At 60.6% G+C, this 24,649-nt stretch carries 18 protein-coding genes and 1 pseudogene; 8 read left to right on the top strand and 11 right to left on the bottom strand.

Annotated features, from left to right (window positions below):
* Nucleotides 1-27 precede the first annotated feature (27 nt).
* The 6 genes from J3P89_RS17940 to J3P89_RS17915 form a co-directional block, all read right to left on the bottom strand.
* Nucleotides 28-1,518: an aldehyde dehydrogenase gene (locus J3P89_RS17940; RefSeq protein ID WP_434695109.1), complete on the bottom strand. Its 1,491-nt coding sequence runs from the start codon at nt 1,516-1,518 to the stop codon at nt 28-30.
* 1 nt (nt 1,519) lies between these two features.
* Nucleotides 1,520-2,422, bottom strand: a complete 903-nt coding sequence (locus J3P89_RS17935; protein ID WP_413795124.1) for a dihydrodipicolinate synthase family protein — start codon at nt 2,420-2,422, stop codon at nt 1,520-1,522.
* Between the two features lie 98 nt (nt 2,423-2,520).
* The gene (locus J3P89_RS17930) at nt 2,521-3,840 is read right to left on the bottom strand and encodes an NAD(P)/FAD-dependent oxidoreductase (protein WP_434695108.1); all 1,320 of its coding nucleotides are present in this window, start codon (nt 3,838-3,840) and stop codon (nt 2,521-2,523) included.
* A 314-nt stretch (nt 3,841-4,154) separates the two neighbouring features.
* Nucleotides 4,155-5,183, bottom strand: coding sequence for a glycine betaine/L-proline ABC transporter substrate-binding protein ProX (gene proX, locus J3P89_RS17925; protein ID WP_434698027.1), 1,029 nt, complete (start codon nt 5,181-5,183; stop codon nt 4,155-4,157).
* Nucleotides 5,184-5,239: 56 nt separating this feature from the next.
* Nucleotides 5,240-6,193 (bottom strand): glycine betaine/L-proline ABC transporter permease ProW, encoded by a 954-nt coding sequence (gene proW / locus J3P89_RS17920; RefSeq protein WP_434569048.1) that lies wholly within the window; start codon nt 6,191-6,193, stop codon nt 5,240-5,242.
* 25 nt (nt 6,194-6,218) lie between these two features.
* Entirely contained in the window at nt 6,219-7,379 is a 1,161-nt protein-coding gene (locus J3P89_RS17915) for a quaternary amine ABC transporter ATP-binding protein (RefSeq protein ID WP_434695107.1), read from the bottom strand.
* 332 nt (nt 7,380-7,711) lie between these two features.
* On the opposite strand from J3P89_RS17915, the gene J3P89_RS17910 reads away from it, so the two are divergent.
* The 4 genes from J3P89_RS17910 (at nt 7,712) to J3P89_RS17895 (ending at nt 12,090) form a co-directional block, all read left to right on the top strand.
* Entirely contained in the window at nt 7,712-8,680 is a 969-nt protein-coding gene (locus tag J3P89_RS17910) for a LysR family transcriptional regulator (protein WP_434605048.1), read from the top strand.
* A gap of 273 nt (nt 8,681-8,953) precedes the next feature.
* Nucleotides 8,954-10,189 (top strand): aromatic ring-hydroxylating oxygenase subunit alpha, encoded by a 1,236-nt coding sequence (locus tag J3P89_RS17905; RefSeq protein WP_434695106.1) that lies wholly within the window; start codon nt 8,954-8,956, stop codon nt 10,187-10,189.
* A gap of 53 nt (nt 10,190-10,242) precedes the next feature.
* Entirely contained in the window at nt 10,243-11,136 is an 894-nt protein-coding gene (locus J3P89_RS17900; protein WP_434695105.1) for a dihydrodipicolinate synthase family protein, read from the top strand.
* 66 nt (nt 11,137-11,202) lie between these two features.
* Complete coding sequence (locus tag J3P89_RS17895) at nt 11,203-12,090, top strand: DMT family transporter (protein ID WP_434695104.1); 888 nt, start codon at nt 11,203-11,205, stop codon at nt 12,088-12,090.
* Between the two features lie 357 nt (nt 12,091-12,447).
* Here J3P89_RS17895 and J3P89_RS17890 read toward each other — a convergent pair whose 3' ends face one another.
* Together J3P89_RS17890 and J3P89_RS17885 are read right to left on the bottom strand one after the other, a co-directional pair.
* Nucleotides 12,448-13,215, bottom strand: a complete 768-nt coding sequence (locus tag J3P89_RS17890; protein ID WP_434698026.1) for a methyl-accepting chemotaxis protein — start codon at nt 13,213-13,215, stop codon at nt 12,448-12,450.
* 93 nt (nt 13,216-13,308) lie between these two features.
* A pseudogene (locus J3P89_RS17885) lies at nt 13,309-14,391 on the bottom strand (HAMP domain-containing protein); the annotation flags it as partial.
* A gap of 270 nt (nt 14,392-14,661) precedes the next feature.
* Between J3P89_RS17885 and J3P89_RS17880 the strand changes: the two are divergent.
* A complete protein-coding gene (locus J3P89_RS17880) occupies nt 14,662-15,693 on the top strand; it encodes a GlxA family transcriptional regulator (protein ID WP_434695103.1) in 1,032 nt (343 codons plus the stop codon).
* A 3-nt stretch (nt 15,694-15,696) separates the two neighbouring features.
* On the opposite strand, the gene J3P89_RS17875 is transcribed toward J3P89_RS17880, so the two are convergent.
* Entirely contained in the window at nt 15,697-16,908 is a 1,212-nt protein-coding gene (locus J3P89_RS17875; RefSeq protein WP_434695102.1) for a YbfB/YjiJ family MFS transporter, read from the bottom strand.
* Nucleotides 16,909-17,019: 111 nt separating this feature from the next.
* On the opposite strand from J3P89_RS17875, the gene J3P89_RS17870 reads away from it, so the two are divergent.
* A complete protein-coding gene (locus J3P89_RS17870) occupies nt 17,020-17,895 on the top strand; it encodes a LysR family transcriptional regulator (RefSeq protein WP_434695101.1) in 876 nt (291 codons plus the stop codon).
* 153 nt (nt 17,896-18,048) lie between these two features.
* On the opposite strand, the gene J3P89_RS17865 is transcribed toward J3P89_RS17870, so the two are convergent.
* A complete protein-coding gene (locus J3P89_RS17865; RefSeq protein WP_434695100.1) occupies nt 18,049-18,771 on the bottom strand; it encodes a pirin family protein in 723 nt (240 codons plus the stop codon).
* A gap of 344 nt (nt 18,772-19,115) precedes the next feature.
* Between J3P89_RS17865 and J3P89_RS17860 the strand changes: the two genes are divergently transcribed.
* Both J3P89_RS17860 and J3P89_RS17855 read left to right on the top strand, forming a co-directional pair.
* Nucleotides 19,116-20,066: a GlxA family transcriptional regulator gene (locus J3P89_RS17860; protein ID WP_434695099.1), complete on the top strand. Its 951-nt coding sequence runs from the start codon at nt 19,116-19,118 to the stop codon at nt 20,064-20,066.
* A gap of 183 nt (nt 20,067-20,249) precedes the next feature.
* Nucleotides 20,250-21,758: an ATP-binding protein gene (locus J3P89_RS17855; RefSeq protein WP_434695098.1), complete on the top strand. Its 1,509-nt coding sequence runs from the start codon at nt 20,250-20,252 to the stop codon at nt 21,756-21,758.
* Here J3P89_RS17855 and J3P89_RS17850 read toward each other — a convergent pair.
* Complete coding sequence (locus J3P89_RS17850) at nt 21,705-24,515, bottom strand: ATP-binding protein (protein ID WP_434695097.1); 2,811 nt, start codon at nt 24,513-24,515, stop codon at nt 21,705-21,707. The two genes, J3P89_RS17855 and J3P89_RS17850, sit on opposite strands and share 54 nt — an antisense overlap.
* Nucleotides 24,516-24,649: the final 134 nt, after the last annotated feature.

Below are 24,649 nucleotides of genomic sequence, written 5' to 3'. Positions count from 1 at the left end.
CGCCACAAAATCGCGATCTCGATCAGCTTACGAAGCATCGATCCAGATGGTTTTCAACTCGGTGTACTGATCGTGTGCCCAGACGGATTTGTCGCGGCCACCAAAACCGGACTCCTTGTAGCCGCCGAACGGCGTGGAGGCGTCGCCTTCACCGAAACAGTTGACCGTGACCACGCCCGCCCGAATTTCCCGCGACAGCCGCAAAGCGTTACGCAGGCTACCGGTATAGGCAGATGCCGCCAGGCCGTAGACCGTGTCGTTGGCCAGCGCAATGGCTTCGTCGATCGTGCTGAAGCTGGTGACGCTCAGGACCGGGCCGAAGATCTCCTCGATGAACAGGCGACTTTCCCGTTCAACACCGTTGATGATCGTCGGCTGCACGTACACACCGGACTCGGTCTCGCCACCTTGCAGCACATCGAGTTTCTGCTCGGCCGCATATTCCAGATACGAACGCACCTTCTCGAAATGCGTTTTGCTGATCATGGCCCCGAGGCGATTTTGCGGATCCAGGGGGTCGCCCATTTTCCAATCGCGCAGGTGCTTGCCGATCAGTTGCAGCAACTCTTCCTTGACCTCTTCATGGACGATCAGCCGCGAAGACGCCGAGCAGTTCTCGCCCATGTTCCAGAAAGCGCCGGCGGTCACATACTGGGCAACCTGATCGAGGTCTTCGCAGTCATTCATCACCACGGCGGGGTTCTTGCCCCCCAGTTCCAGCACCACGCGCTTGAGGTTCGACTCGGACGCGTACTTTAGGAACAACCGGCCTGTGTCGGTAGAACCGGTGAAGCTGACCATCGCCACATCCATGTGCCGGCCGATTGCCTCGCCAGCCTCGCGACCACCGCCAGGGGTAATGTTGAATACACCGGCCGGAATACCAGCCTCATGGGCCAGCTCGGCGACACGCAGCGCGGTCAGGGTGGTTTCCTTGGCGGGCTTGACCACGATGGAACAGCCGGCGGCCAGGGACGGACCAATCTTCCAGGCCAGCATCAACAGCGGGAAGTTCCAAGGCAGGACCAGGCCGACCACGCCGATTGCTTCGCGCACCACCATGGTTACGGCACCGTGGCCGGTCGGCGCGGTACTGTCGTACACCTTGTCGATCAACTCGGCATGCCAGCGCAAGGTATGGATGGTGTCGGGCACATCGACGTTCTGGCATTCGCTGACCGGCTTGCCACTGTCCAGGCTTTCCAGCACCGCGAGCTCATGGGCATTGTCTTCCAGCAACTGGGCGAAACGCAGGAGCACCTGCTTGCGTGCGCCGGGAGACAGTTTGTGCCAGCGGCCATCCTCGAACGCCTGCTTGGCGGCAGCCACGGCAACGTCGACGTCACGGGTATCGCAAGCCGCTACCTCTGCAAGCTGTTCACCCGTGGCAGGGTTCGTCGTGATGAAGGTGTTTCCGGAGAGCGCATCGCGGAACTCGCCGTTGATGAAGGCCTGGGTAGGAAACTGCAACTTGGCGGCGATGGCCGCGTACTGTTCCTTGGTCAGTAAATCAGCCATCTCATGCACCTCCAGTGATTTGCGCGATGTTGCGCTTGAGCTCGGTGACGACACTTTGCAGCGCCTGTTTCTCATCAAGGTCCAGGCCATGCAGGGGGGCACGCAGGCCACCGGTGCTCAAGCCGTTCAGTTCACAGCCGTACTTGATGGACTGGACAAATTTTCCACCTTCCAGGAAATCCATCAGCGGCATCATCGCCGCCATGATTCGGCGACCTTTGTCGAAGTTCTTCTCGACCACGCAGGCCTCGTACAGCGCGACGTGTTCACGGGGAATGAAGTTGGAACCGGCACACACCCAACTGCGGGCGCCCCAGGCGAAAAACTCCAGGGCCTGGTCGTCCCAGCCGCAAGACAGAGCGATGTGCGGATACTTGCAGGCCAGACGGTGCATCTGCGCCATGTCGCCGGAGCTTTCCTTGATGGCGACGATGTTCTTCACATCACGGACCTCATCAAAGAACTCCGTGCCCATGCTCACGCTCATGCGGCCTGGATAGTTGTAAAGCATGATGGGGAGATTGGCGGCGCGGTCCACTGCCTTGACGTGCAGCGCGATTTCCTTTTGCGTTGGCAGTGCATAGGGCGGTGAACCCACCAGCAGCGCATCGGCCTTGATCGCCTTCGCCGCTTCGGCGTAGGCGACCGAGTCTTCGGTGCGGATGGCGCCGGTCCCCACGATCAGCGGCAGGCGACCGCGCAGCACGTCCTTGGCCTGGGCAGCCAGGTCGAAACGCTCCTGGGCGGTGTGGGCATAATATTCGCCGGTCGAGCCGCCGATAATGATGCCGTGTACCTTGGCGTCGACCAGATACTCCAGGACTTCGGCGAAGGCTGTCTTATCGATACTGCCGTCTGAGGTCAGGGGCGTAACGGCCGGTGTGTAAATGCCTTCAAACTTCATTGATATCGCTCCAGTTAATGTCACTGTTCAACCAAGGGAGGCCGCTTGCCGAGAATCGAGCGAACGGACCTGAACTTCTTCAAGTGTGTCGGGGCGGGTCAACTTTCTTTACCGGCGCGGTATTGCCCCCAGCGCAAACTTATATTGACGCCCGCTGAAATCAGCGGGCCGGGTGGATTAGGGCTGGGGCCGGGTGATTTCAAGACAAAATCAATAAGTTCGGAGTGTTCGCCGGCCAGCCAATCCGCCAGGAGTTTTCCGGTCGCCGTCCCGCGGGTAACACCCAGGCCATTGCAGCAAAGAGCCCCATAGACATGGGGTGAAAGTTCGCCGAAATAACCCATATGGTTACGCGAAAGAGCCAGTGCACCGCCCCAGGTATATTCGAAGTTCATCGCGGGCAACATGGGAAAGCGTTGCTCGAAAGAGGCTTGATGCCTGGCGACAAAGCGTTTCAGATATTTTGTATCGCTGCGGCCGTCGGGGTTGAAGCTGAAACTGTTACGGATCAACAGGCGGTTGTCCGGAGTGCGACGTACCGTGGTGCCGAATGGGTCCGCGGGAATCACCCCCCAATAAGGCCGGCCGCCCAGGCGAGCTTGCTCTTGCTCGGTCATGGGACGGGTCAGGCTGGCATAGGTGAACACCGGTAGCATTCGCCCCTTCAGGAAACCGAAACTCATGCCAAAGGCATTATTGGTCAGGATCAGTTTGTCGGCGGTGATTGAGCCCCCGGCGTGCTTGAGCACCGTCCTGGTGCCGTACTCGACATGCGTGATCGCGGTGTTTTCGTAGAGTGTCACGTTGCCGGGAAGGCTGTCGGCCAGACCTTTGACCAGCGCCGACGGCTGAAGCAAGGAAGTCCCTGGCGTAAATAAGGCCTTGCGGTAGAAATGCGTGCCGATATGTTCGGGTAGTTCGCCAGCCTCGATCATCTGGTAGGGTTGATCGAGCTTATCGAGTCCGCGACGGTAGGCCTCCAGAACGGCGATGCCCCGCGGTTCAACGGCCGCCTGATATTTGCCGCAATGCTTCATCTGGCAATTGATGTTGTGGCGTTCAACCAATTCTTTTAGATAGCTCAGGCCGCTCAAATTCAGTTTCAAGGTTGTTTTGGCAGTGGCGATATCACCGATGTAATCTTCTGCGGCGATGTCATGCGGCAAGTCGATAGCGAATCCGGCATTGCGACCGGAAGTGCCAAAGCCGATCTCCTGAGCGTCGATCAACACAATGTGATCGTCGGGGAAATGAGTCGCGAGCTGCCGGGCGGCGGCGAGCCCTGTAAAACCGGCACCGACAATCACCCAACGTGCGCTGTCGTGACCTTGATGGGCGGGCTTGACCTGGCGCCCCCTGCTCAAGTGATACCACCCGCAAGACTGATCATCGGCAGGTAACGAAGAGACTTTCAACATTTCAAGATCCTGTTCATTCAACCAATCCGACGCCTGTCTTGCAAAAGCTTGCTTGGCAATTTCACGGCGACTGAGTATTTAACGGGCGTAACGGTCAAGACGTTGCAGTTTCAATGAGCGATAGGGTAAGGCATTAAATTTATTCTGATGATGCTTGATATCCAGCAACATGAAATCAAGAAAAAAGATAACCCTCCGTTATCAGTAATCGAAACGGAAGCTTTCAATTGGATTTCATAAACTAAATGTTGCTTAGAACCGAGCGCCATTAAAAGGCGGGGGCAGTCATCAATTCGCCCCGCCTCTTGTTCGTATCAATTGCTGGCTTGTGTCGCTGCGGCGCGAGCAGTTTGTAACCAGGTATCAAACTGCTGCCGATGGGCGGCTACCCACTCCTTGGCGTGACGGCGAATATCCGCAGGCTTTTTCTCGCCCTGTTGCATCTTCAGGTTCTGGGCACTTTCGTCAGCCGTAGTAATCTGCATCACCGAAAGGAACTTCAAGGCTGCCGGATTTTTGTCGGCGAAATCTTTATTCAACACGGCCTCGACCTTATCCACTGCAAAGCCGAGATTCTTGCCCTTGTACATCGTGTCAACGTTATTGTTGCCATCAGGCAGGTCGGTTTTCGGTACTTCCAGCCAGACCACATCCCTGTCTTCGACCAGAACGGTGGCGATCCACTGTGGGACCCAGGTGAAGTAGAGAATCGGCTGTCCTTCCTTATAACGGGTAATGGTGTCAGCCATCAGCGCGAAATAGGAGCCCTGGTTGACCGTGACCGTTTTTTCCAGGTCATAGGCCTTCATGTGATGGGCAATGATCAGCTCGCAGCCCCAGCCAGGATTACAACCCGTCATGTCTGCCTTGCCGTCGCCGTTGGTGTCGAACAGCTTGGCGATTTCCGGTTTCTTCAAGTCAATGATGTACTTGATGTTGTGCGCTTCAGCGGTCTTTTTGTCGATCAGATAACCTTGAAGTACACCGGGCATGATGTCGCCCGCCTTGACCATGGCTTTATCACCCCCGGCCTGCTGGAAGAATTTATTGTGCAACTTGTCCCACAAGTGCACGGTAAAGTCCGCATCACCGTTACCCAAGGCCATCATCATGACGCCGTATTCGGTCTCCTTGGGCTCCTGCACCTTGTAACCCAGCTCTCGCAACCCTTCCATGGCCACTTCGCCACGGAAGCGCTCTTCAGCGATGGACGGGAAGATGGGGGTGACCTTCACACCGTCGCCCGGTTGGTTCGCCGAGGCGTTTGCGCACAGGGACATGGCCGCAATGGCGAGGGCTGTAGCGCAATTGAGAATGCTGCGGGAGAGCTTGAATTCAGACATTGTCGCGTACCTTTTTTGGGGTTTTTTCTTCAAGTGCGGCAGATCGAAAGTGGGACTCAGGCGGTCTTGCTCCGCCCCGCAGGCTGTCTTGCGCCGAACAGGCGTAGCAGCAGACCTACGGGACCGGTGTGATACCAGCGCAGGCTCGGGTCGGCGCCGGTGCGCGCGCCCATGGCTTGGGTCAGGCGGTCAAGGAAGATGGCGAGCAGTACCAGGCCCGTCCCGCCGACCGTGGCCAGGCCCATGTCCAGGCGACCGATGCCGCGCAGGACCATCTGTCCCAGGCCGCCCACCGAGATCATCGAGGCGATGACCACCATCGACAGCGAGAGCATCAGGGTCTGGTTGAGTCCCGCCATGATGGTTGGCGTCGCCAGTGGCAGCTGGACACGGGTGAGCATCTGCCGCGGTGTGCAACCAAACGCGCGGGCCGCTTCTATCTTGTCCTCCGGCACCTGGCGGATGCCCAGGTTCGTCAGGCGCACCAGAGGGGGGAGGGCGAAGACAATCGTCACAAGGATGCCCGGCACGTTGCCGATGCCGAACAGCATGACGACCGGCACCAGGTAAACGAACGCCGGCAGTGTCTGCATGGCATCGAGGATGGGCCGCAGGACCTTTTCCAGGTTGTCGCTGCGGGCACAGAGAATACCCAGTGGAATACCCAGCAGCGCGCAAAAGAACACCGAGGTCAGTACCAGCGCCAGGGTCGTCATCGACTCGGACCAGACACCGATCAAACCCAGCAGTGTGAGTGTCACAAAGCACAGCAACGCCATGCGTTTGCCAGCGAGTTGCCATCCGAGCAATGAAGACAGGATGATGCCGATGCTCGGTGGAATGCTCTGCAGAATGAACTCAACGCCGTTAAGTACCTGATCAATCGGCCAGCGGATGGCGCGAAATACATCGCGAAAGTTGTGCACCAGAAAATTCAGGGTGCTTTCCACCCAATCGCCGAGTGGGATGGTGGCGACTTGGAACGGGTCGAGAAAACTGAACTCGGACATCAGGGCTTACCTCTTCACGGTTGTATCAATGGCGACTCAGCGTTTGCAGCAACTCGCTCTTTGACAGGGTCCCGGTGAGCGCGCCCGAGCGGTCCAGTACAGGGACCGGATACGGCAGGTTGGCCGCAATTTCCAATACTTCGTGCAGGGGCGTATCGGTAAATACCGGCTGGTGTTGATGCTGGGTGTGATGCGTGCTGCAACCCGCGCCACTGGTATCGATGTCGACGACGCCGAGCAGTTGCCCTCGTTCATCGACCAGGTAACCGAACGGAAGGCCGGCCTTGAACTGCGGTGCTTGACCATTCACTTTACGAACCCATTCCGGATCAAGCCTGGCCACGTCGCCTGCCTTGAGTATCCGTGAACTGTCGAACCCTTTGAAAAAGGTGCGTACATAGTCATTGGCGGGTTGGCTGATCAGCTCTTGAGGCGTGCCGATCTGCACCACCTGGCCGCCCTCCATGATCGCGATGCGGTGGCCGATGCGAACGGCTTCTTCGATGTCGTGGGATATGAAAATAATGGTCCGCTTCTGTTCGGCTTGCAGGCGAATGAGCTCTCCCTGCATCTCGCTGCGGATAAGCGGGTCCAGCGCGGAAAAGGCTTCGTCCATCAGCAGGATGGTCGGGTCGTTGGCCAGCGCACGGGCCAGGCCTACGCGTTGCTGCATGCCGCCGGAAAGTTGATGCGGATAACTGTGCTCCTGTCCGGCAAGACCGACCTGGCTGAGGGCTTCCCGGGCGCGGCTATGCCGTTCCTTTTCGGCGATGCCGGAAATTTCCAGGCCGAAGGCGGTGTTCTCCAGGACACTCATGTGAGGCATCAGGGCAAAGGATTGGAACACCATGCCCATCTCTTTACGGCGAACATCAAGCAGGGCTTTATCAGCCAGGCCGGTAATTTCCCGACCGTTCAGATAAATGCTGCCGGAAGTGGGCTCGATAAGGCGGTTGAACAAACGCACCATCGTCGACTTGCCAGAACCCGAGAGCCCCATGATCACAAAGATTTCGCCACGCTTGACGGCGAAGCTGGCGTCGAAAACACCAATAACCTGGCCTGTTTTCTCAAACACATCTTTTTTGCAGGCGCCAGCGGCAAGCATGTTCATCGCCGCGTCGGGTTGTGCGCCGAATATCTTGAAAACGTTCTTAACAGAAATGATTTCGTCTGAACTAGTCATCGCGTCCCTCCTTTGCGTGTAACGCTACAAGCGCACGAAATCGAATTGAGTTCGAGCGTTGGTAATTTAGGCGGGCAGGAATAAATGATTGAATTGCGCATGACATTGACCTTGTTTTTATTGTTTGCCCTTGGGCTCGGGCTTTTTTTCAATCTATGGGTATCCTTGTGTTAAATCCAACAACATTTACAGGGCTTTATGGATAACCTAACGTTATCGAGGCCTGTCGAAACGACCGCCTTGGCGTAATCACGACGCTTTGTATGGCCCGGGCCAGGCTATTGAGTTACGCTCCGCTGCTTTCGCGGATGCTAGGAGTGCGAGGGCTTGCCATGCTCAGCAGACACGTTGACCCCGATACATTACTGCTTAGAATGCCTTCCCTCAGGGCTGTCAGAGCGTTTGTCGCCGCCGCCAAATATGAAAGCTTCACTCGGGCGGCAGAGGCACTTTGTGTATCGCAAGCGGCGATCAGTCGGCAGATCCGGGAGCTTGAGGACTCCTTGGGCGCTCAATTGTTCATGCGTGCCGGGCGGACTGTAGAGTTGACCGCCGAGGGGAAGATTTTTTTTGAAGCGGCGCAACTGTCCTTCGTTAATATCGCACAGGCGGCTGAAAGGATTCGTACCACGCCGACGCAGAAGCACATTCTGACTGTTTGTTGCTCACCAGCATTCTCCGCATTATGGCTGTCGGAACATCTTCCAGAGTTTCGTGCAACGAACCCGGATATCGAGTTCAATCTGATCACTACCCAGAACTTTGTGAATATGGAGCCTGGCGTAGAGCCGGACATCATCATCTCGAAGATCCGCAAAGTCGGGGACGGGTACAAGAGTTATCAGTTGTGCCACGATATTATTTATCCTGTTTGCTCGCCCGTGTTTCTGGAGGCGCACCCCGAACTGACTTCGCTTGAAGGCGTGCGCGATTCTTCGCTGCTCAATCTGAGTCCCTATGGCCGGTCGGGGGTGGCTGAGCATGTTGACTGGGGGGTATGGCTGGCGTTTCTGAACGTTGATATTGATGAGCGTCCTGGTGACTGCCCGCCTATTTTTCATGCCAATGACTACAACCTGATCATGAATATGGTCTTGACCCATCAAGGCGTCGCACTGGGCTGGAACCAGCTTGTCGGGGCCATGGTCGAGAGGGGGCAGCTCGTTCGTCCCGTCGAGCAGCAGGTGACGCTTCGAAACAGTCTTCATTATGTGGCCTGTAATGAAAGGACTGAATATGAAGATGCCTGTCGGAGAGTGCGAGACTGGATCCTCTCGAAGTTTTCCAGATTGGCTGTATAAGTTTCTCCCGACGTAGGCTCCTCTCGACGCTAGCGAAATCCAAACAAGGTAGTGTCTGGATTCGCCCGGTCATAACGCCAAGTTATCAGTTGAACAACGAAAATGTAGTTTTGCCTAGCGGATTGGCTACCGTACCCTTCGGGCTAAACATGGCTGATACATGTGTATCCAGCGGCTGCGCTGAGCAATCGTTCGCGCAGGATCCGTTGGCCATGGCACTGCTTTCTGGGCGTACTTGCCATTAACCGTCAGGTTGATGTGTAGAGGATAATAATGAATATCAGAACATCCGTGATCGACCTGATTCAAAAGCGCAAGGCGCGCCACGCGCTTCCTCGCGAACTGTACATTGAACCTGAGGTGTTTCGGCAGGATCTTGAGCAGATCTGGCACAAGGACTGGATCTTTGCCGGGCATACCTTTGAGCTTGAAAAACCCGGGCAATACCTGACGTTGCAGATTGGCGACTATCCTGTCCTGATCGTCAGGGATAAAAGTGGTCAGGTCCGGGCTTTTCACAACGCCTGTCGTCACCGTGGCTCCAAAGTTTGCGAGCACGCCCAGGGCAAAGTCGCAAAACTGGTCTGTCCTTATCATAAGTGGACTTTCGAACTGGACGGCAGTCTTTTGTTTGCCGGTAACATGGGCGCCGACTTCGACAGGTCGCAATACAATTTGAAGCCTGTCCATTGTGAAATTGTTCACACCTACATTTATGTCTGTGTCGCTGACAAGGCGCCGGAATTCGACAGTTTCAGAAATGCTGTAAGTCCATTTGTAGCCCCGCATTTCCTGGATAACTGCAAGGTTGCTTTCGAGTCCAACCTCATTGAAAAGGGTAACTGGAAACTTGTCTTTGAAAATAATCGCGAGTGCTTCCACTGCGACGGTACCCATCCGGAATTGATGAACTCCTTCGTCGAGAACCTTTCGGTGGCCGGGGTGGGCGGCGAAGAGGATCCCGAACTGAGCGCACACTGGAATCGCTGCGAGACCGCGGGTATGCCGAGCAAGCTGGTCATGGATCCCAATGGCCGGTTTCGTATGACGCGTATTCCACTCTCCGCGGGTGCCGTGAGTTACACAATGGACGGTAAACCTGCTGTGGCGGGACGCCTGGACAAAAGCGGCGAGCCGGATATTGGCGCCTTGCTGTATTTCAACTACCCATCTACCTGGAACCACTTCCTTGGTGATCATGCGTTGAGCTTCCGCGTCCTCCCGATCGGACCGGACGAAACGCTTGTCACGACCAAATGGCTGGTGCCCAGTACCGCCGTTGAAGGTGTTGACTACGAGATTGATCGGCTGACCAAGGTCTGGCTTGCCACCAACGATCAGGACCGTCGTTTGGTGGAAGGTACGCAGGCCGGTATTACCTCACCGAGTTACGAGCCGGGACCCTTTTCGGACATCGCGGAAAACGGTGTATGCCAGTTTGACGATTGGTACTGCGAAATCATGCTTAAGCGGCTCCAGGCCCATATTCCGCTCAAGTCGGTGGGCTGATCCCCCGTCATGAGTGCGTTCGATCAGAGAAGAACAAGAAGAGGCTCGAGTTAATGTCCGCATTCGCTTTTTCCGGCCTCAACCTGGCCGTGACCACGCCTTTCGATGCCCAAGGCAAGATCGACTATCCGCGCTTCGAAACGTTGCTTGAGCACTATCTCGTGGCCGGCGTGGAGGGCTTTGTCCTGAGTTCGGGGACCGGCATGCATGTCTACCTTAGCCAGGAAGAGTCCAGGCAATTGGTTGCCTTCGGCACCAGCGTCATCAAGGGTCGCGCTCGCGTCATTGTGCAAACCTCTGCCTTGCTGGTGGACGAAGTAGTGCAGCGCACCCGCCACGCCGCCGGGTGTGGCGCCGATGGCGTCATGGTGCTGCCGCCGTTTTTCGAAGGCCCAACCGACGAACAGTGCATCGTTGACTTCTACTCCGCAGTGTCCGAAGGCGGGTTGCCGATCATTGGCTACAACGTGCCTCAGGCGGTGGGTGTGGAAGTCACTCCGTCGCTGTTTCGCCAGTTGAGTGAGATTCCGAACTTCGTGTCGGTCAAGGACAGCAGTGGTGACCTTGCCGCCCAAGCCGCGCTGACCCGCACGGGCCTGCCGACGATGAATGGCGCCGATGCATTGGTGCCCTACGCGCTCTTCGCCGGGGCCGCAGGCCTGATCTGGGGCGGCGCGAACATGGCCCCGCGCGCTTGCGTTGCCGTGGTAGAGGCCGCCATGAGGCACGACTGGATCAGTGCCCGGGAGATCTGGCGGTCGATAGAGCCGGTGATGTCGTTGATCTGGCAGGGTGACTATGTGCAGTCGGTCTACGCCGCTGCCGAGATCACCGGCTACGGAGCGGGAAACCCGCGTCGGCCGTTGGCGCGTTTGGCTGCTGGTAAACTCGACGCGCTCAAGGTTGCCCTTGAACCGTTGATCGCGCTTGAATCTGATCTCGCCTGAGGATCGGGCGCGGGCTTACGAGCGTGCCGGGCGAATGATGTCGTCTCCCTCGAAATGGAATGATTCATGAGCAACCAGTCGGACAGCGCGGCACCTGCTTACGATGTGCCCAGGCCTCAGCTCGGTATCATCCTGTGCCTTCTCTCGATGCTGGTGTTCGCCGGCCAGGACGGGATTACCAAGGTACTGGTCAAGGATCTTCCGATTGCACAGCTGGTGATGGTGCGCTACTGGGCCTTCCTGGTTTTCGCTGTCGGCTATGGCGTTTTCCAGGGAAACCTGCGCACCGCCTGTCGAAGCCGCCACCCCTGCCTGCAGATCATTCGCGCCCTGATCGGCGTGGGTGAAATCGCCTTGTTCGGACTGGGGCTGCGCTACCTTGGGCTGGCGGAAATGCACGCGCTGTATGCAGTCTTCCCGCTGATGACGCTGGCCTTGGCTGGAGCGTTCCTGGGCGAGTTCATCGGGGTTCGTCGATGGATAGCCGCCGCCATCGGTTTTACGGGGACACTGGTTATCCTTCGCCCCGGCACCGGTGTCTTCGAGCTGGCGGCGCTGGTCCCGCTGTTGTCTGCCCTGGGCTTCGCGATTTTCAGCGTGTTGACCCGGCGGATCAGCCAGCATGATTCATTCGCTACGAACCTGCTTTACATGGGATTCTTCGGCGCAATAGCCATCACCTTGTGGGGGCTTCCAGGTTGGGTTTCGCCAAGCCCGATGCAATGGGCCCTGATCGCGGTGCTTTCCACTACCGGGGTTGTGGCCCAGCTGTTGTTGCTTCAGGCGCTGAAGTACGCAACGGCAGCCACACTCCAACCGTTCAACTACACCTTGCTGGTGTTCGCCACGCTGATTGGCCTGCTGGTATTCGGTGAGCTGCCCGACACCTGGACCGTGGTGGGAGCATGTCTGGTGATTGCGGGTGGGATGTATGCGATCAAGGCGAAAGGGTAGCGACCGGGCAGATACCCAGCGGCTGTGACACCGCCTTCGCGAGCAAGCCCGCTCCCACATTTGGTCTTCAGCGAACACAAAACCCAGGTAACCGCAGAACCCCTGTGGGAGCGAGCCTGCTCGCGAAGAGGCCAGCACAATCAACACATCTATCGACTGTCAGACCGCCATCGCGAGCAAGCTCGCTCCCACATTTTTGATCTTCAGCGGACACAAAACCCAGGTAACCGCAGACCCCCTGTGGGAGCGAGCCTGCTCGCGAAGAGGCCGGCACAGTCAACATTTTCATTGGCTGTGATACCGCCATCGCGAGCAAGCTCGCTCCCACATTGGATCTTCGGCGGGACATAAAGCCGATTAGAACCTGAAGCGTCCCACCAATCCCTTGAGCTGCCCGGAAATATCGGTCAGCCGTCCCGAACCGGTCTGCGCCGTATGGGCGAATTCCTCGACCAGTTGCGCATCGGAATGGATCTGCGCGATGTGCCGGTTGATGTCTTCCGCTACTTGGTGCTGTTGCTCCGCCGCAGTGGCGATCTGGGTGTTCTGGTCGCGGATCGAGTCCACCGAGGTGCGGATTTTGTCGAAGCTGTCGCGAGCCTGCTGGATGCGCTCGACGCTGGTGTGCGACACCTGCAGGCTGTTCTGCATCTGTTGCGTCACTTCCTGGGTGCGCCGCGCGAGGTTGCCGAGCAGACTGTCGATCTCGCCGGTGGAATCGGCGGTGCGCCGCGCCAGGGCGCGGACCTCGTCGGCCACCACGGCAAAGCCGCGGCCCTGATCGCCCGCGCGCGCCGCTTCGATGGCCGCATTGAGCGCCAGCAGGTTGGTCTGTTCAGCGATCGAACGGATGGTGTCGAGGATGGTGTTGATGTTCTTGCTGTCCTGCTCCAGCGCCTGCATGGTCTGGGTCGACTGCTGCAATTCCTCACTCAGCTTCAGCACACTGCCCGTGGCTTCGCCGATGTGGTGCTGGCCGTCATGTACATCGCGATAGCCGGTGTCCGCGCTGACGGCGGCCTGGCTGCAGGAGCGGGCCACCTCGTTGGCGGTGGCGACCATTTCGTTGAACGCGGTGCTCACCAGCTCCACGGCCTGGCGCTGGCGCCCGGCGGCATCGTTCATGTTCTGGGCCACGTTGCTGGTATCGGCCGCGGCAGTTTGCAGGTCGGAAGAAGCGCTGCCGATGCGCTGCATCAGTTGCGCGATCATGGCCAGGAACTGGTTGAACCAACCCGCCAGGGTGGCCGTTTCGTCCTTGCCCTGCACCGAGAGTTTGCGGGTGAGGTCGCCTTCGCCTTCGGCGATTTCCTGCAGGCCATTGGCAACGCCACGAATCGGCCGCACGATCACGCTGGCGAAGCTGGCGCCGACGATGGCGAAGACCACGGCCAGCGCGGCGGCGATGGCGGCGATCAACCAGGTCAGGCTCGAAGCCTCGGCCATCACTTCGTCGCGCTTGATCAGGCCGATGAAGCGCCAGCCCAGGCTTTTGGAGGTGACGATGTTGGCCATGTAGGGCACGCCATCGATCTCGATCTGGGTGGCGCCATCGCTGCTCTTGGCCAGCGCGGCGTAATTGGGGCCGAGGTCGGCCAGCGGCTTGAAGTTGTGCTTGGCCTCGGCGGGGTCGACCAGCACGTTGCCGCTGGCCTCCACCAGCATCAGGTAGCCGCTGTCGCCCAGCTTGATGTTCTTGACCAGTTCGGTCAGCTGTTTGAGCGACACATCGAGGCCGACCACGCCGACCAGCTTGCCGCTGGCATCGGCGACCGTATGCACGATGCCGATCAACGACACGTCGTCCGGTGCCCAGTAATAGGCATCGGTTTTCACGGTGGTGCCAGGCGCTGCAATAGCCGCCTTGTACCAGGGGCGTACGCGCGGGTCGTAGTTGGAAATCTTCGGATCATCCGGCCAGCTGGCATAGCCACCGTCCGCCAGGCCCAGGGACAGGTAGGCGGTGGTTGGATGGCTCTTGGCGAACTGGTCGAAAATCGCCAGCAGCTGTTTGTTGTTCTCGGTCAGCGGGATCTGCGCGGCGTCAGCACCCGAGTAGTTCTTCAGGTCCTTGGCCGCGACGATCCGCGGGTCCTTGGCGAAAAACTCGACGTTCTGCATGATGCCGTCGAAGAACTGCTTCATGCCGTTGTCGATCTGGCGGATCTCGCGGCCGCTGCTGTCCAGGAAGTTGGCTTGTGCCGCATCGCGCAGGTTCAATACAACGAGCACCGCCACCAGGATAACCGGGAGGCAGGCAATGGTCGCGAACGCCCATGTCAGCTTCTGTTTGATATTCATGACTTCTCCCGCGGGTATTTATCGGTGTTGGAAACGGCGGAAACAGTAGCGGTGAGCGTTGCGAACTCTTGGGGGAAAAGCGCCCATGCCTACTCTCAGGCTATCGACCAATGTCGTATTCCCTTGAGGTCACCACCGGTCGGACGTCGCTAACGCTGACAGTGATGTCGCGCAGGCGATGGTTGCCTTTGCGGTTAATCGGGAAGATGGCTTGGCTCGGGCAATCCGCCCGGGTCCGGTCCAGATCGCCTTCCTGTCTCACGAGGCCCCATGCCCAGCGCATTCGAAAGCGTACTCAAGAACAAGAACATGGCCTATCGCCCCCAAGGGGCTGCGCCTGTGGGACAAGCGCCGGTGCGCGTCGCGTTTGTGCTGATGGACAACTTTTCCATGATGTCCTTTACCGGCGCGGTGGACGCGCTGGTCACCGCCAACCTGATGAGCGACATGCCGCTTTATGAAGTGCTGACGGTGGGCGCTTCGGGCGGGCAGGTGACGAGTGACCTGGGCATCGTGATTTCCACCGATATCGAGCTGGCGCAATTGCCCGATAACTTCGACGTGCTGATTGTCGCCGGAGGCTTTCGCGTGAAGTTGCAAGGCACGCCGCTACTGCGGCGCAAGCTGCGCGCCAACGCAACGTCCGGGGCGATAGTGGGTGGGTTGTGGAACGGCGTTTTTTTTGTGGCAGAGGCGAACCTGCTCGATGGTTTCGAATGCGCGGTCCATCCGGAAAGCCGGGCGACGATGGCCGAAATGTTCCCCCATGTGAAAGTCACCAGCCGCGCCTATGTCGTGGACCGCGAGCGAGTCAGCTGCGCGGGCGCCAACAGCTCGCTGCGCATGATGCTCCAGCTGATCCGCCGCACCGGCGGCGAGGCGCTGGTGGGGGCAATCGAAGAGATCCTTCGCTGCGATGAATCAGGGGATGACGCCACGGACCTGCCGCCGATCTTCGTCGAGACCGATCCGACGCTGCCGGAAAGTCTCAAGCTGGCGTTGGAACTGATGTGGCAGAACGTCGAGGAGCCCTTGACGATCGATGAGCTGGCGGCCTGCGTCAAGGTCTCCAAGCGCCAGCTGGAACGGCGGTTCTGCCGGTTCCTCGGTGCGACCCCGACGCGTTATTACCTGGAACTGCGCCTGACACGCGCACGCCAGCTCATCCAGCAGACCAACCGCTCGGTGACCGAAATCGCCGTGGCCACCGGCTTCGTCAGCTCCCCGCATTTCCAGCGACGTTTCCGCGATTTTTTTGGTGTGCCGCCGGGTAGCTATCGTTCGACGTTTGGGCGCAAGTAAGGTTTAGTTGCCCGCGTTTGCAGACCTTGCGAACAGCTTGGGCGTGAAATCGAGCAGCAGCGCCACCACGATCGCCCCCGCAGAAACCAGGAACAGCACCGCATGCTGTCCGCCACGGGCATTGAACAGCGCCGAATAGCCGAACCCGGCGAGCGCCTGAAAGGTTGCGAATGAAACGGTGGCGCGGCTCCAGGCGACTTGCTGGCGATGATGGTCCGGCACCAGTTCGTGCACCCGGGCCAGGGCCAACGGCACGATGCCCGGCGGGAACGAGCCGATCAGCACGGCCAGTACCGCCAGCGCCAGGAAGCTCTGGGTAATCGCCAGCAGGCCAAGGGCAACGGCCTGGACGGCCAGCACCAGTCGTATGCTTTTGCGCGCGCCCAGATGGTCGGCGAGAAGGCCGTAGGTCACCGGGCCGATAATCGCGCCGAGGCCGTACATCACCCAGACCAGCGCACCGACATGGGCGCCGGCCTTGAGGCCCCGCGCTACGTAGTCCACCAGGAACACCATTGCCGGGACCAACCCTGCCGCCATGAAGGCGTATTGGGCAAACAGCTGATACACGGCGCGGGGCGTGGGTTCGGCTGGTGTAGCGTGTTTCGCGACGCTTGTCGCCTGGGCAGAATCTTGCGGCCAACCGAACCAGCTCAGCCCGGTCAGCACCAATGACAACACGCCGAGCCCCAGCCAGGTCGCCTGCAGACCGTGGCTCAACAGCGGCGGCACAATCGTTCCGGAGCCGGCGATACCCAGCCCGATGCCAAGGAAAATCGCACCACTGGCCAAGCCTCTGCGCGCGGCGGGCACATGCGGCAGTACGGTCGCCGCCACCAGCACCATGATCGCGCCGCCAGCGATGCCCGACAGCAGCCGCCAAGCGAAATACCAGATCACCGACACCGGGAAGGCGCAGGCAAAAAATGCCGCCGTCACGGCCAGCATCATCAGGCGCAGCGCCTGCTTGTTGCCCAGGTGCCGAGCCATGGGCCGGCCGAGCAGGGCGCCGATCAGGTAGCCCACCAGGTTCGCCGCTCCCAGGTAAACCACGTCGTTGGCGCTGAACCAATGCGCTTCGATCAGCGACGGAATCAACGGCGTGTAGGCGAAGCGTGCGAGGCCGATGCTGACGAGGCTGGCGCAGAGGCCGGCGAATATCGGCAACCAGATGCCCGTCGGGGATGAGTCCAGCGCCGTGGATTGGGTGTGCATGGGAACGATCCTCTGGAAAGGTTTATGGCGTCCAGCATATCGGCTATCGTTGGAGCGTTTATGCAGCGATTTCGCGACATGGTGATGCAGTTTTGCAGCGGGAGAGGGCGAATGAATTGGGATGACGCGCGGGTGTTTCTCGCGGTATGTCGGGAGTCGACACTGCGTGGAGCGGCCCGGGTATTGGGCGTGGATCAGGCGACCGTGGGGCGACGGATCGTCGCGTTGGAAAAATCCTTGAGCGCCGCGTTGTTCCTGCGCACCTCCGACGGTTATGCGCTGACGGCGGTGGGCGAAGCGGCGCTCAAGGCCGTGGAAAAAATGGAGCAGTCGGCCCTGGAGCTTGAGCGTCGCATCCAGGGCCTGGACGATCGGTTGATCGGCAACGTACGCGTCGCCACCACCGATTCGTTGGCGATCGATTTCCTCATCCCGGCCATCGCTCGCCTGCATGCGCGGCATCCCGACGTCCGCGTGCAACTGGATGCCTCCACGCAGATCATCAGCCTGGTCAAGCGTGAAGCGGACATTGCCGTGCGCAATACCCGGCCCGACAATCCTGATCTCATCGCCCGGCGGATTGCGCGCTGGCCGGTGGGGCTGTTCGCCTCGCAGGATTACGTCGACGCTCATGGGGAGCCTGCGCCGGGCAGTGCTTTCGAAGGGCATGACCTGGTGGTCTATCAACCGTACTGGCAGGGCCAAAAGGATTTTACCCTGGTGGCCGAACCGGTCGGCCGAGGACGGATTGTCGCCAGCCTGAGCTCAAGCCTGCTGGTACGCAGGTCGATCGGGGCGGGGATCGGGGTGGGAGAAATTCCGGTGTACATGGGGGAGCGCGACGGGCTGGTGCGGCTCTGGCCGCAGCGCACGCGACCGCTGCCATATGAGGTGTGGCTGGTGACTCACGCGGATCTGCGCCACACGGCGCGGGTGCGGGCGGTGATCGATGAGATTGTCGCGGCGTTTTCCAAGGAGAACGAGTAGATCTTCAGCGGCCCCACATCTGAGTACGACATAAAACAACTGTGGGAGCGAGCTTGCTCGCGATGGCGGTGGTCAATCCAATATTAATGTTGCTCGACCCACCGCGATCGCGAGCAAGCTCGCTCCCACAAATTAATCTCACAGCTGCCGATGTTATGGCATTTGCGGCAGTTCCTGCGGCCGCAGGTCAAACACCAGCACCTCGGCATCCTGGCCGTTGCCCAGCGTCAATGCCTGTTCGTTGCGTACCCGCACACCGTCGCCTTCCTGCAACGCCACTCCGTTGAGCTCGACGCTGCCCCGGGCCACATGCACATAGGCATAACGATCAGCGGCCAAGGTCAGCGTGGCGCTTTCCTGACCATCGAACAGCCCGGCATACACCCGTGCGTCCTGGCGTACGTGCAACGACCCCTCGGCGCCGTCCGGGGAGATGATCAGTTGCAGGCGACCGCGTTTCTGTTCGGTGCTGAAGTGCTCCTGCTGGTAGCGCGGCGTAGCGCCCACGACATTGGGCACGATCCAGATCTGCAGGAAGTGCACCGGCTCGTCCGCGCTGTGATTGAACTCGCTGTGGGCCACGCCGCTGCCGGCGCTCATCAACTGCACATCACCCGGACGAATCACCGAGCCCGTGCCCAGGGTGTCCTTGTGCTCCAGCGCGCCTTCGAGCACGTAGGAGAAAATTTCCATGTCCCGGTGTGGGTGCTGGCCGAAACCTTTGGCGGCGGCAACCCGATCGTCGTTGATCACCAGCAGGTCGGAAAAACCCTGTTGGTTGAGGTCGCGGTAGTTGGCGAAGGAAAAGGTATGGAACGACGTCAGCCAGCCGTGACGAGCGATGCCGCGATCAGAAGCTTTGCGAAGGGTCAGCATGATGATTCTCCTGGTTCAGTGGGCGGTGGCCTTGGCCGTTCGCCGGGTACAGAAGAAGGTTAATGGTTATCGGCGCATTCAATAAGCGGCTGAATGTGGAAATACTGTCCGTTCTGAGTGGACAATCTCGCCGGGAGCGCTGCGCTTCGTCATAATGCCAGCCGATCAAACCATGAACCCTTGTGGGAGCGAGCCTGCTCGCGAATACGTCGGTACAGGTTTTATCGATGGCGGCTGACAAACTGCCTTCGCGAGCAGGCTCGCTCCCACACCAGATTGTCTAAACATGTTTGCCGTCCGTGCATGAGCCTTCCAATGCGTTCCTTAGTTTTGGCGTCCTCCCCATGAAAACCGTTGCAATGGTGCTGTTCCCCGATTTCCTGCTGCTCGACATGGCCGGGCCGCTCGAAGTGTTTTCCATCGCCAATCGTTTTCTCGCGCCGGACCAGCGCTATCAGTTGCTGACCCTGGGCACCGAGCGCGGGGCGTTGCGAGCCTCCAACGGGGTGACTGTCCAGGCCGACATCCATATCGACCAGGCTTGGGCGGCCTACGACGTACTGCTGGTACCGGGCGGGCCTGGTGCCTATAACGATCGGCATCCGGGCTTGCACACCTGGTTGCGGGCGTCCGCGCAGCGGGCCACGCGCTACGGGTCGATCTGCACGGGAGCCTTCATCCTGGGAGAGGCGGGCTTGCTCGACGGCTATCGGGTCACCACCCATTGGCATTACACCGAACGCCTGATCCAGCGGTTTCCCAAGGCTCTGGTCGAGACCGACAAGATCATCTTGCATGACCGACGGTTGATCACCTCCGGCGGTGTCACGGCCGGTATCGACATGGCCCTGTCCATCGTCGCCCAGGACCATGGCCGCAAAGTCGCGCTGGATGTGGCCAAGGTCTTGCTGGTGGTCATGCAGCGCCAAGGTGGGCAAGCGCAGTTCAGCCCGCTGGTAGCGACGGTGGCGGCACAGGAATCGGCGGTTACCCGGGTGCAGCATTACGTGATGGAACACCTGGAAGAGCCGTTTTCCATCGAGCGCATGGCCGATCTGGCCGCCATGAGCTCAAGGCATTTCGCCCGGGTTTTCCAGCGCGAAGTCAAAATGACGCCGATGGAATTCCTGCAAGGTGCGCGCATCGATCGGGCGCGGCAGTTGCTGGAGTCCACCGACTTGCCCCTCAAGACCGTGGCGTTTCGCAGTGGTTTTGGCAGCGTCCGGCACATGCGCCAATTGTTCAGCGAAAAACTCGGCCTGACACCGGTCCAGTACCGCCAGCAGTTCAGTTGAGCCTTCGGTGTCCGTCCAGGGCACCGGGATGTCCGTGATGCGTCCTGTGCCAGCATTGTTCTCTGCCCTGTGGCTGCCAAGATAACGGCGAACCCTCTGCAAAGGATGCGCAGGAGCCAGGGCAGGTGTGTGCGGCGATCCGCAGCGCCACGCCCGGACCGGTTTTCTGTCGCTGGATCGCTCATGAACAGCTTCACCAAACCTTGCGCCGCAACAGCGGCGAGCACCGAAACCACGGTGCGCTTCGGTCCGTTTGTCTTTCACCGCCAGCAGCGGCTGGTTACCCGCGATGGCGAGCCCCTGGCCCTGGGCGGTCGCGCCCTGGACATCCTGCACTTGTTGGTGGCCCATGCGGGCGCCTTCGTCAGCAAGCAAACCCTGATCGCCCAGGTCTGGCCCGACAGTGTGGTGGAAGACATCAACCTGCGGGTGCACATCGCCGCCTTACGGCGGGCGTTCGGTGCTGGACAGGATGGCAACCGCTACATTCTCAATCATCCGCGCCAGGGCTACTGCTTCGCCGTGCCCCTGACCCCACAGCCGAGTGCTGAATCATCCGGCGCCAGGCGCTCCGAGCGGCACAATCTGCCCGCGCGCCTGAGCCCGGTGATCGGTCGCGACAAGCTGCTGGGACGGCTGTTGGTCGAGGTTCCTCGCCAGCGCCTGACCACCGTCGTCGGCCCGGGCGGTATCGGCAAGACCACGGTGGTGTCGCGGGCGGCGGAACTGTTGCTTGAGCATTTCGCCGACGGCGCCTGGTTTATTGACCTGGCGGCGATCAGCGACCCGGCCGAGGTCTGCCCGCGGATCATGCAAACCCTTGGCCTGACGGGCGGCTCGCTGGAACAGTGCCTGCAATCGTGCCGGATGTTGCTGGTGCTCGATGGCGCCGAACACCTGCTCGATGCCTGCCGGGAGTTGGCCTTGACGCTGCGCTCCGCGGCCCCTGGCGTATCGCTGTTGTCGAGCAGTCGCGAAGCCTTGGAGCTTGCAGATGAACATGTCGTGCAATTGGCCGGTCTGGCCGTGGCGACGGCCAGCGACCCCGGCCACCTGATATTGGCGAGTCCGGCGGTGCGCTTGCTGGTCGATCGGGTCGGTGCCCGACAGCAGGGCTTCAAGCCGGGTGAACGCGACCTCGCGCCTCTCGCACAAATCTGCCAGCGCCTGGACGGGTTGCCGTTGGCGCTGGAACTGGCGGCGGCCCAGGTTGATGTGCTGGGCGTGGCGGGGGTCCTGGAACAGTTGGACTACGGTCTGTCACTGTTGAGCCACGGCCGCCGTACAGCCGTGGCGCGCCACCGCAGCCTTGACGCGGCGCTGGATTGGAGTTTCGAGCGCTTGGGCAGCGACGAACGGACGGTGTTCCGGAGGCTGGCGGTGTTCGAGGAACCGTTCACGTTGAAGGCTGCGCTGGCTGTGGTCAGTTGCACTGACGTCGGGGTGGGGCGATTGCCCTGGCTGCTGTCACGGCTGGTCAAGCAGTCGCTGGTGATGGTTGAACAAGGTGCCGAAGGCAATCGCTACCACCTGCTCAATACCACGCGTGTCTATGCCTTGGAAAAGTTGCGCCGCGCTGGCCAGTGGCAGTCGCTCCATCGGCGCTACGTGTTGCAGGAGGCCTGGCTGGCGCGACGTTCAAGACCCGAGCTGGCGGGTCAGCGTCTGGAGCAGCGCGCCGGCTTCCTTTAGGTCGGGTGTGTCGAACCCTTCGCTGAAGCGCCGATAGACCGAAGCGAGCACATCCTGCGCGGCCGCATCCTGGCCGCGCCGTTGCCACAGCCGGGCGAGCGACATGGCACTGCGTAATTGCCAGGCCAGCGCGCCTTGGCTCCGGGCTAGCGCCAGCGCGGCGTGCAAGTACTCTTCGGCACGGCTTTCTGCGCCCGCTTTTCCCTCGGCCAGCAACGCTTCGGCAGCGACGCGCAGGATTTCCGCCGAGCACCAGCCTGCCGCGCCGCTATGGGCGCGCTCGATCTGCTCCGGGCTGACGGCATCGCCGCGCAGAGTGACGACGGTATCCTGGATCAGGCCGCAAGCGCTCCAGTGCGACTGCGGACTGGCGCCGTCGAAGGCGCGCTCGTAGTGGCCAGCCCAATCATGGAACAGCATGACCGAATGGCGTTTGGCCTGCTGCTTCAACATCTCCAGCCGTTCCCGGGCGGTCGGCTGATCGCCGGCGTAATGGGCGATCACGCAACCGGCGATCACCAGGGTGTAGCAGATCGAAAGGCCGTGGTTGATCTGCAGGGCAATCTGTAGCGCGAGGTTGGCCGTGCGCCGGGCTTTTTCGGCGAACCCTTGCAGCCAGAGGATGCGCGACAGGATTGTCAGCGCGGCCACGCTCTGCTCGTATTGCACGCCGAAACCGTGGCTGAAGCGGCTCAGGTGACCATTCTGGGCCAGGCGCTGGATGACCTGCTCGGCGTCACGTCGCGCGCCGTCCTGGTCGCCGGTGAAATGCAGCGCCAGCACCCGCAGGCGCTGGGTACTCAAGGACAGGACCGGGTCGCCCGGCAGGCCCAGGCGATCAAAATCCAGGCTTTGCTCCAGCGCCTGCTGATAGCGGCCGGCGCTGAGATTGACCGTCATGAGGCCCGACAATGCGCGCAGTTCGCCCGCCCGGTCCTGGCACTGCCGGGCCAGGTGGCGGGCCGTGACAAAGGCCTCGACAGTGGCCGGCGTACCGCCCTCGGTGTGGTAGTTGAAACTGCCGTGGGCCAGTTCCAGGGCGAGGGTCAATCTCGGGCACGGCGAGGGGCTGGCCCGTAGCAGCGCCCGCGCCTTGCTGACATACAGCCCGTGCTCCTTGAGCAGCGACAGCTCTTGCCAGAGCGGCAGGGTGCGCGCGGCCAGGCGGATCGCCACGGCGTGCGAACCCTGCGGGCCCAGCCCGCGGTCGAGCGCCGCGCGGATGTCGTCCCGATAGGCCGCGTAGCGTGCGATCCACACGCGCGTAGAAGTGTTTTCCCAATCCTTTTCAGCCTGCTCCATGAGCGTCAGGCAGCGCTCGGCGTGGCGCTCCCGGGTGGCGGCCAGTTCCCCGGCATCCAGCAGTTTTTCCAGGGCGTAGCTGCGCGTGGTGTCCAGCAACCGATAACGGACCTCATCGTCGCCGATCTCGACATTGAGCAACGACTTCGCCACCAACTGGCTGATCGAGACCAGCACCTGTTCCGGCGCGACATGCTGGCCGACGATGACTGCCGCGGCCGACGCCAGGTTGAAACTGCCCATGAACACCGCCAGGCGCCGCAGGCAGGTTTGTTCGCACGGGGTGAGCAGCGCGAAGCTCCAGTCCACCGTGGCGCGCAGGGTTTGCTGGCGCGGTGCGCTGGCGTGCCTGTCATGGTCGAGCAGGGCGACGCTGTCCTGCAGTTGCCGGCATAGCGCCTCCAGCCCAAAGCGCCCGACCTGGGCGGCGGCCAGTTCGATCGCCAGGGGGATTCCGTCGAGCCGCTGGCAGATATCGACGATCAGCGGAACCTCGTGGTCCGTCAGCTCAAAATCGTCCTGGCTGGCCATCGCCCGTTCGGCGAACAGTTGCAGCGCCGGGAATTCCAGGGCTGGATAACCTTCGATGACCATGCCCCTTGGCGGAAACGCCAGCGAATCGAGGCGCTGCACGTGTTCGCCTTCGGCGCGCAGGCCTTCGCGGCTGGTGGCCAGGATGTGCAGGTGAGGCGCGCCGCGCAGCAAGGTTTCGCAGAGCAGCGCGACGGCATCGATCAGGTGTTCACAGGTGTCGATGACCAGCAGCAGATGGCGGTCCTTGAGTTGCCGGACGATCGCGTCGAGCGGTTCGCCGTCATGCAGCGTCAGCTCCAGCAACGCGCAGAGGTTGGGGGCGATCATGGTCGCGTCGTTGAGCGAGGCCAGGTCCAGCAGGCAGGTGCCGTCGCGGTACTGGCCAAGCAGCCGTTCGGCAACCCGCAAGGCGACGGTGGTCTTGCCGATGCCGCCGCTGCCGACCAGGCTGATGAAGCGTTTGCGCGGAAGTTGCGCCACCAGGCTCTCCACCAGGCCCTGGCGGCCGATCATGCGGGTACGGCGCGGCGGCAGGTTGCGCGCCAGGGAGGGGTGGGGGATGCGCGCCAGTTCCTCGGGCGCTTCGAATGTCACCGGTGCGACAAAACTGTAGCCGCGCTGCGCCACCGTGACGATATAACGCTGACCGGCCTGGCCGTCGCCCAGGGCCTTGCGCAACGCCGCCACGTGAACCCGCAGGTTGGTGTCCTCCACCACGCTTTTCGGCCAGACCCGGGCGATCAGTTGCTGCTTGCTCACCACTTGGCCGGCGTGTTCGAGCAGCACCAGCAGGATCTCCACCGCTCGCCGCCCCAGGCGCAACGGTTGCCCGCCCTCCAGCACCAGGCGCTGGCGCGGATGGACCCGGTAGGGGCCGAAATGCACCGTCTGTTCGACGGGCAGGCTGAGGTATTGGCTCATGGTCTGCTCAAGGTTCTGTTCCCGCTGTACCCGAGCATATTCCTCAGGTTTTGCGTCAAGCGCAACGGTGGGACGTGTTGTTTCAACCAAGCCCCCGTGGCGAGGGAGCTTGCTCCCGCTGGGCCGCGAAGCGG

The sequence above is a fragment of the Pseudomonas sp. Z1-14 genome, assembly GCF_051132005.1.
GTDB lineage: Bacteria > Pseudomonadota > Gammaproteobacteria > Pseudomonadales > Pseudomonadaceae > Aquipseudomonas.
The sequence above is the reverse complement of the archived record's forward strand: the minus strand, read 5'-3'. Positions and strand labels throughout refer to the sequence as shown.

Coding starts and splice junctions, on each gene's coding strand:
- J3P89_RS17860 (WP_434695099.1), top strand. CDS start 19,116: ATGAAAACCGTTGCAATGGTGCTGTTCCCCGATTTCCTGCTGCTCGAC.
- J3P89_RS17910 (WP_434605048.1), top strand. CDS start 7,712: ATGCTCAGCAGACACGTTGACCCCGATACATTACTGCTTAGAATGCCT.
- J3P89_RS17880 (WP_434695103.1), top strand. CDS start 14,662: ATGCCCAGCGCATTCGAAAGCGTACTCAAGAACAAGAACATGGCCTAT.
- J3P89_RS17850 (WP_434695097.1), bottom strand. CDS start 24,515: ATGAGCCAATACCTCAGCCTGCCCGTCGAACAGACGGTGCATTTCGGC.
- J3P89_RS17905 (WP_434695106.1), top strand. CDS start 8,954: ATGAATATCAGAACATCCGTGATCGACCTGATTCAAAAGCGCAAGGCG.
- J3P89_RS17890 (WP_434698026.1), bottom strand. CDS start 13,215: ATGAACGATGCCGCCGGGCGCCAGCGCCAGGCCGTGGAGCTGGTGAGC.
- J3P89_RS17870 (WP_434695101.1), top strand. CDS start 17,020: ATGAATTGGGATGACGCGCGGGTGTTTCTCGCGGTATGTCGGGAGTCG.
- J3P89_RS17875 (WP_434695102.1), bottom strand. CDS start 16,908: ATGCACACCCAATCCACGGCGCTGGACTCATCCCCGACGGGCATCTGG.
- J3P89_RS17895 (WP_434695104.1), top strand. CDS start 11,203: ATGAGCAACCAGTCGGACAGCGCGGCACCTGCTTACGATGTGCCCAGG.
- proX (WP_434698027.1), bottom strand. CDS start 5,183: ATGTCTGAATTCAAGCTCTCCCGCAGCATTCTCAATTGCGCTACAGCC.
- J3P89_RS17915 (WP_434695107.1), bottom strand. CDS start 7,379: ATGACTAGTTCAGACGAAATCATTTCTGTTAAGAACGTTTTCAAGATA.
- J3P89_RS17865 (WP_434695100.1), bottom strand. CDS start 18,771: ATGCTGACCCTTCGCAAAGCTTCTGATCGCGGCATCGCTCGTCACGGC.
- J3P89_RS17940 (WP_434695109.1), bottom strand. CDS start 1,518: ATGGCTGATTTACTGACCAAGGAACAGTACGCGGCCATCGCCGCCAAG.
- J3P89_RS17935 (WP_413795124.1), bottom strand. CDS start 2,422: ATGAAGTTTGAAGGCATTTACACACCGGCCGTTACGCCCCTGACCTCA.
- proW (WP_434569048.1), bottom strand. CDS start 6,193: ATGTCCGAGTTCAGTTTTCTCGACCCGTTCCAAGTCGCCACCATCCCA.
- J3P89_RS17855 (WP_434695098.1), top strand. CDS start 20,250: ATGAACAGCTTCACCAAACCTTGCGCCGCAACAGCGGCGAGCACCGAA.
- J3P89_RS17900 (WP_434695105.1), top strand. CDS start 10,243: ATGTCCGCATTCGCTTTTTCCGGCCTCAACCTGGCCGTGACCACGCCT.
- J3P89_RS17930 (WP_434695108.1), bottom strand. CDS start 3,840: ATGTTGAAAGTCTCTTCGTTACCTGCCGATGATCAGTCTTGCGGGTGG.